7 protein-coding genes are annotated in these 7171 nt (G+C 44.5%); 4 read left to right on the forward strand and 3 right to left on the reverse strand.

What is annotated here, in order from left to right; all coding sequences use genetic code 11:
* The 3 genes from V7D75_RS08005 to V7D75_RS08015 all read left to right on the forward strand — a co-directional run.
* Nucleotides 1-260, forward strand: a 260-nt coding sequence (locus V7D75_RS08005) for a prolipoprotein diacylglyceryl transferase family protein (protein ID WP_333614139.1), incomplete at its 5' end; no start/stop codon positions are given.
* A 142-nt stretch (nt 261-402) separates the two neighbouring features.
* A complete protein-coding gene (locus V7D75_RS08010; protein WP_333614140.1) occupies nt 403-1275 on the forward strand; it encodes a thymidylate synthase in 873 nt (290 codons plus the stop codon).
* Nucleotides 1276-1318: 43 nt separating this feature from the next.
* Entirely contained in the window at nt 1319-1891 is a 573-nt protein-coding gene (locus tag V7D75_RS08015; RefSeq protein WP_333614141.1) for a dihydrofolate reductase, read from the forward strand.
* Between the two features lie 235 nt (nt 1892-2126).
* Here the strand turns inward: V7D75_RS08015 and uvrC are convergent, their stop codons facing one another.
* Entirely contained in the window at nt 2127-3971 is a 1845-nt protein-coding gene (uvrC, locus tag V7D75_RS08020; RefSeq protein ID WP_333614142.1) for an excinuclease ABC subunit UvrC, read from the reverse strand.
* Nucleotides 3972-4157: 186 nt separating this feature from the next.
* The gene (locus V7D75_RS08025) at nt 4158-5681 is read right to left on the reverse strand and encodes a DUF3360 family protein (RefSeq protein ID WP_333614143.1); all 1524 of its coding nucleotides are present in this window, start codon (nt 5679-5681) and stop codon (nt 4158-4160) included.
* 425 nt (nt 5682-6106) lie between these two features.
* Here V7D75_RS08025 and V7D75_RS08030 point away from each other — a divergent pair, with 425 nt between their 5' ends.
* Nucleotides 6107-6664 carry a DUF4442 domain-containing protein gene (locus tag V7D75_RS08030; RefSeq protein ID WP_333614144.1) on the forward strand — a complete coding sequence of 186 codons (558 nt, stop codon included), beginning with the start codon at nt 6107-6109 and terminating at the stop codon, nt 6662-6664.
* A gap of 222 nt (nt 6665-6886) precedes the next feature.
* Here V7D75_RS08030 and rplS read toward each other — a convergent pair.
* Nucleotides 6887-7171, reverse strand: a 285-nt coding sequence (gene rplS / locus V7D75_RS08035; protein WP_333614145.1) for a 50S ribosomal protein L19, incomplete at its 5' end; no start/stop codon positions are given.

Genomic DNA, 7171 nt, shown 5'->3' on the forward strand with positions numbered 1-7171 from the left:
TATTTATATTTTTATGGTGGTATTCCTCAAAACCGCGTCCTCGTATGGCCGTCTCCGCTATCTTTTTATTAGGTTACGGTCTTAGCCGTTTTATTATCGAGTTTTTCCGTCAGCCCGATGCCGACCAAGGCTTTATTTTACTCGGCTGGATGACCAAAGGCCAAATACTGAGCGCGCCAATGATTATTATTGGTCTCATCATGCTGATTTATGCTTATAAGCGTGGCATCTATGATTGGGGTAAGCAGTCGGTTTATTAAGCCTTATTGAGTATCCACTACCCTATTAAAGGCTATAGTGAGCATGATATTAAGGACCAGATTTTTAATAACAATGTTTTTAAAAACTGTATTTTAAGAAATAATTTAAAGAAACGTTTTAACAGCGTAAAAGAGTACCTTTATGACCAGTAATTATCATAACAGTAAAAATGAGCAAGCCTATTTAGACTTGCTACAACATGTCATGACGAATGGCACTGAAAAAGGCGATCGTACTGGCACTGGTACACTAAGCCACTTTGGTGCGCAGCTACGTTTTGACTTAGCCGATGGATTTCCCTTACTAACCACCAAAAAAGTCCATTTTAAATCGATCGTTTATGAGCTATTTTGGTTTTTAAGCGGTAGCACCCACGTTGATTATCTGCAAGAAAATAACGTGCGTATCTGGAACGAATGGGCGACCGCTGACCAAACCGCGCGCTTTAATCGTCCTGCTGGCGACTTGGGTCCCATTTATGGTCATCAATGGCGCAATTATGGCGCCACCAAGCGTGAAGACGGCAGTTATGACAACGATGGCGTCGATCAAATCACTGAGGTGATTGAACAAATAAAGACCAATCCCAACTCGCGCCGCTTAATCGTCTCTGGCTGGAATCCAAAGGAAGCGGATCAAGTTGCGCTGCCGCCTTGCCATACCTTATTTCAGTTCTTTGTCGCGGACAATAAACTGTCCTGCCAGCTTTATCAGCGCTCAGCGGATTTATTCCTTGGTGTGCCGTTTAATATCGCTAGCTACGCTTTGCTTACCCATATGGTGGCGCAAGTGTGTGGTTTAGAAGTCGGCGAATTTGTTTGGACGGGCGGCGATTGTCATATTTACCAAAACCATCGTGAGCAAGTTGAATTGCAGTTGACGCGCTCGCTGTATGAGCTGCCAACCTTAACCCTAAACCCTGACATCAAGGATATTTTTGCCTTTACCTTTGACGATATCAGCGTTGAAGGTTATGAGTCGCATCCAGCTATTAAAGCCAAAGTTGCCGTCTAAATTTAATCGCTTTACTTTTAAAAGACCATAAAAAGGATAGGTTATGAGCTATGCCAATACCGAAGTTGCCCAAATCGCGGCCATCAGTCGCAATCGCTGTATCGGCAAAGGGAATGATTTGCCGTGGCATATCTCAGCTGACTTGCAGCATTTTAAAAGCATGACGACCAAACAAAGTGACGGCGCGATACAAGGTATCGTCATCATGGGTCGCAAAACCTTTGAGTCGATGGGCAGCAAGCCGCTACCAAAACGTATCAGCTTTATTATCACGACCCAACTAGACTACGCCGCGCAAAATGGCTTGGTCGGTAGTGAAAAAGCATATGTGATGCATAATTTAGACGATGCGCTGACACAAGCGGCCAGCCTTGCTCATGGTGCGCACCTTGATACCATTTGGGTGATTGGCGGCGAGCGTGTCTTTAGTGAGGCGATGATGTATACCGACCGCGTCGAGCTGACACATGTCGATACTGATATTAAAGATGGCGATGCCTTTTACCCTGAGCTGCCAAACGAGTTTGTAGTCGTAGCAGAATCTGAGCAAAAATACGATGAAAAAAGTGGCTTAGATTTTAGGTTTGTGACTTATAAAAGGGAAAATGCCAAATAATAATTGTAGTTGGTGGTGTTCTAAAAAGTATGCTGGCGATAAAAGCCAATAAGAAATCTATGCGAAGTTCTCTGATTCTATAGGGCTTTCAAGACTTCAAAAATTATTCAAATTTTAATCAGCATACTTTTTGACACACCACCAATAAAAAAAGCTGTCCTAGATAATTCTAAGACAGCTTTTTTATTGTTGGGCTTTATGAGCACAAACTTAAATTTAGCCCATACTGCTTAAACTACTCATGCAGCACTTTATAAATCGTTTTTGCTAATACCGGACCAATTCCCTGCACGCCAGCCAGCTCCTGCTGCGATGCGCCAAGCAATTGCTGCATACCGCCAAAATGATTAAGCAGGTCACGGCGGCGCTTTTCGCCAAGCCCTGGTATGACTTCTAACACCGATGAGGAACGGCGTTTATCGCGCTTTTTACGGTGCGCGGTAATCGCAAACCGATGCGCTTCATCGCGAATATGCATCAACAAATGCAGCGCTTTGCTATCCATCGGCAAATCAAGCGGCTCGTGATCAATAAAGTGCAATACTTCCAAGCCTGCTTTACGCCCTTCACCTTTTGCCACACTAATGAGCAACGTATCATTAAGAATACCCAACTCTGTGAGTACTTCTTTAGCAATACCAAGTTGACCTTTACCACCATCAATCAGCAATAAATCCGGCAATGGCTGCTTCTTATAACGCCGCGTCAGCACTTGCTTCATCGCCGCATAGTCATCACCACCTTGAATATCATGAATCGCATACTGACGATAATCACGGCGACGCGAACCACCTTGGTCAAAGACCACGCAGCTACCGATAGTCGCCTCGCCCATGGTATGTGAGATATCAAAACACTCGATACGGTCAATGGTTCGATCGGTAACGTCGGCGAGGACATCTTTTAAAGCGCCAAAGCGCGCATGCAACTCTAGATAATCGCCAAGTTTAGTTTTTAGGGCGTTATTGGCATTGAGTGTAGCCAAATCTAACCATTCAGCGCGGTGCTCACGGACGTTGGTTTTAATGACCGTCTTACTGCCAAAGTGGGTAACTAGTGCTTCATTGACCGCTGTTTGATCCGGCAGCTCATGGCTGAGTATAATCTCAGCTGGCAAATCATCGGTTACTTGAAAATAAAACGAAGTAATAAACGCCGATAAATTATCCGCAAGTGGCTCACTGCTATCGATATCGGGAAAATAGTTTTTACCGCCAAGCACGCGCCCGCCGCGCACAGTCAGCACATTGACGCAAGTCATGCCCGCCTGACTGGCAATCGCAATCACATCCGCCTCACCTTCTACGGTATAAACGGCTTGCTTCGCTTGTACTTCGCGCAGCATAGAGAGCTGATCACGATAAAATACTGCCTTTTCAAAGTCTAAGGCTTCCGCTGCGCTCTCCATCTTTTTAATTAACGTCTGATGAATATCACTCGAATCGCCTTTTAAAAAGCGAATGGTATTATTAACGTCCTCGGCGTATTCTTCTGGCGACACCAAACCAACGCAGGGCGCACGGCAACGCTTAATCTGATACTCAAGGCACGGGCGCTTACGCTGTTTAAAAAAAGTATTGGTACATTGGCGCATTTGAAACATTTTCTGCATCAGCACCAGCGTCTCTTTCGCCGCATGAGCCGATGGAAACGGCCCAAAAAAGCGACCTTTTTGGTGATTGCCTTTACCGCGCCCATAAGCCAATCTTGGATAGGGCTTATCCGCAGAGATAAACACATAAAGGTAAGATTTATCATCACGCAGTAACACGTTATAAGGCGGACGATGCTCTTTAATCAGGTTTTGCTCAAGTAATAGCGCTTCGGTCTCACTACGGGTAATAATGGTCTCGATATTATGAATTCGTGCTACCAGCGCCCGTGTTTTTGGATGGTCAATGGTCTTTGCAAAGTAGCTATTGACGCGACTTTTTAATGATTTGGCTTTGCCGACATAAAGAATATCGCCATTTTTACCCAGCATTTTGTATACCCCTGGCAGATTTGGCAGGCGCTGAATTAAATGCTTTAGGCGGGCTTTTTTATCGTCGACGGGACTCGATGCGGAGACATTGACCATAGAATTTTTGACTCTTAAATTAGGGCTTTAGCGTTAGTACAGAGTAAAAACAGCACACCGTAAAAACGTAAGTAATATCATATATATGGGGCAACAGTAGGCATTTTGCAAGCCAAAAATTGGCTTAACCAAAGTCATAAAAAAAGCCAGCATCGAGGCTGGCTTTTTATGGAAAACGTTAAAAATCTAGTGACGGAAGTTTGGCAAAAGCGCTGGAATACCGGGCAACATGCCGACGATAGCCATCACTGTGGTTAAAATGACAAAAGTAACCACAGGAATAATCCAGCGACTCATTTTTGTTAAGCTGGCACTGCGCTCTTTAGACCCAATTAAACCTAAGTTATCCAGTACCAAAGTAATCGACCAACCAAAGGCTGGATTAACTAAGGCAGAAGCAAAGACGACAATCGCCGCAGACTGCGTGGTTTTACCTTCGCGGGTCATCTCCATGCCCGCTTCAAGTAGCGGGATAAAGACGCCAACAATCAATGCCACACACATTACTGGTTCCCAAATGGCCAAATCCATGGGGTAACCCCAAACACCAGCAATAATACTGAATAATCCCGTTAATACCGCACCAGCTGGAATAGGACGCTTCGCAATTGCCGCTGGTACAATATAGGTGCCCCATGAAGAAGCGAAGTTAGCACCGCCAAGCACAGAGCCTGCTACCTGACGAATAGAAGCACTGGTCATGGTGTCATCGATATCCATCAGCACGCGCTCAGTACGTTTTGGATAGCTGATTTTTTGAAAGACTTGATGACCTAAAAAATCCGGCGACCACATAGCGACGGCCAACACCGCAAAAGGCAATACCACGATAAAGCTTTCGACAGTCGGCAAGCCTAACATCCAACCAGTATTTTCGCCCCACCAATACATCGGATTCATATTTGGTAGACCGGGTGCGGTTTTAAAGGTAAAAGGCGCGCCCATCGCAAAAGCAACTCCACCGCCTAACAAGCAGCTGAGTGGCACTGCAAGCCAGCGTTTTTGATAATTCTCTAACAGCGCGTATAAGATAATCGTCAGTAGAATCACCACAAAGGCGATATGCGACATACCAATCCCTTCCGCCCAAGCAAATAGATTTTTGACTTGGGAGGTGGTGCCGATAAAGCCTAAATATAGCAGTAGGCCGCCGCACACGCCTTTACTGGTCAAGTTCGCCAGCAGACTGCCGCCTTTACTAATGGCAAGTAGCAAACCAAAAGCACCGATTAGCAGACCAAAGGCCATCGGGTGACCGCCTGCGGCAACAACGATAGGAATCAGCGGAATCAGTGGGCCGTGCGTACCAGCAAGGTTAGCAGTCGGTAGCAGGAAGCCTGAGAATAAAATCACAAAAAACGCTACGATAAGCAATTCATAACGCACGTTTTCTAACACAAAAGCATCGCCCAAACCAAGCGGACCAGCAAAGGTTGCAGCAATGGCGCCCACCATTACCACTTTACCGATGGTCGCTGCCATTGCCGGAATCGTATCCTCATACTCAAAACGATAATCGCGGAACGGCAAATTAGCACGCCAACGTTTTGGTTGCATGATTTGCAGTTCATGATTGAGGTAGGCATTACGATTTTTAAAGCTAGCGCTGGGCTTATGTAAATCTACATAACTGCCTTGCAAATCATCATTATCAGAAGAGATTGGTTGCTGCGGGTTGCGCCCTGAGGTGGGAAGCTGTGTACCACTCATCACATTTCCTTATGTCAACTGAGGTTCGAGCGGCGTTATTATCCTAATATCGAGTAAATATTAAACCGCCCAAAACAAAATCCCGCTATTGTAAGACATCGTTAAAGATAATGCGAGACTTTCGCCATTAAAAGATACTATCCGTATCGTTATGAAAAGTATTTTTTATGACTCAATCGGTCATACTTAGAAAAAGGTAATGAATGCAAACAAGATAATGGCTTTATCGTCGCACTTGCCGTTTCGTTACGCTTTAAAACTGGCGAGCTTCATGGTTTTTCACTATGATAAATGTCTTTTTATGGCTCATTGCTTGAAAACTTACCTTATAAGCAACAGTCCTTGCAGTCATACTTAACTTAATACAATAAAAATAACTCATACCACTAGACTAGCAATATCTAAAAAGGGAATAGGAAATATTGATGAATTTACTGCCTAAAAGATTTGAAACGCTTAAACGTAACGCGAAAAAAAATATCATGCCATTACTGACGCCCTACTTGCTTAAACTGCGTATCAACACTTATGCGCCCTACATCGGCGCTGGTATCAAGATTGAACATATGAACCTAGATCAAGGTTTATGCGTGGTCAGCATGGGCTTAAATAATTTAAACAAAAATATCGTCGGCACCCAGTTTGGGGGCAGCTTATACTCGATGGTAGATCCGTTTTATATGCTGATGCTTATGCACCAACTGGGCAGCAGCTACGTAGTGTGGGATAAAAGCTCACATATTGAATTTATCGCGCCAGGTAAGAGCAAAGTCACCGCACGTATCAAGGTTAGCAGTGCTGAAGTAATCGCTATTCAAGAATTGGCAAAGGATGGCGAGCCGGTTTTTCGTGAATACAGCGTCGATATCGTCGATGAGCAACAAAAAGTCGTTGCTACTGTCACTAAGACTCTTTATATTCGCTTGCGTAAGTACAGCAAATCTAAAGACCAAACCAGCCGCGTAGACAATATTGAGAGCTAACATCTCGCTTAAATGCTTCATTAAGATGGCAATTAAAGCCTTAATCTAAAATGCAGAAACAAAAACCCCAATCTGGCAGAAGCACAGATTGGGGTTTTGTCTTTTTTGGTATGGCCCGCTTATTTATAAATAAACCTATGAATAAGGGCTTGTATCTACTTTCGCCTTACCAAGCATCAAGCGTCCAATCAGACGACTACGCGCGGCAAAGCAAACTGGTTCTTAAATACCAGGAGCAGTATCAACTGCTTTAGGTACGCCAGCGTCAGTTTTTTTGTTTGCTGCTGGACGAGCACCAAGTTTTTCGCGGATACGGGCTGATTTACCAGAACGCTCACGTAAGTAGTATAGTTTCGCACGGCGAACTGCGCCACGGCGTTTCACTTCGATGCTATCAATGATTGGTGAATGCAATTGGAATGCACGTTCTACACCAACACCGCTTGAGATTTTACGTACGGTGAACGCTGAGTTTAGACCGCGGTTACGCTTAGCAATTACAACGCC

It is taken from the genome of Psychrobacter sp., assembly GCF_036731945.1.
In the GTDB taxonomy this organism is placed as follows: Bacteria; Pseudomonadota; Gammaproteobacteria; order Pseudomonadales; family Moraxellaceae; genus Psychrobacter.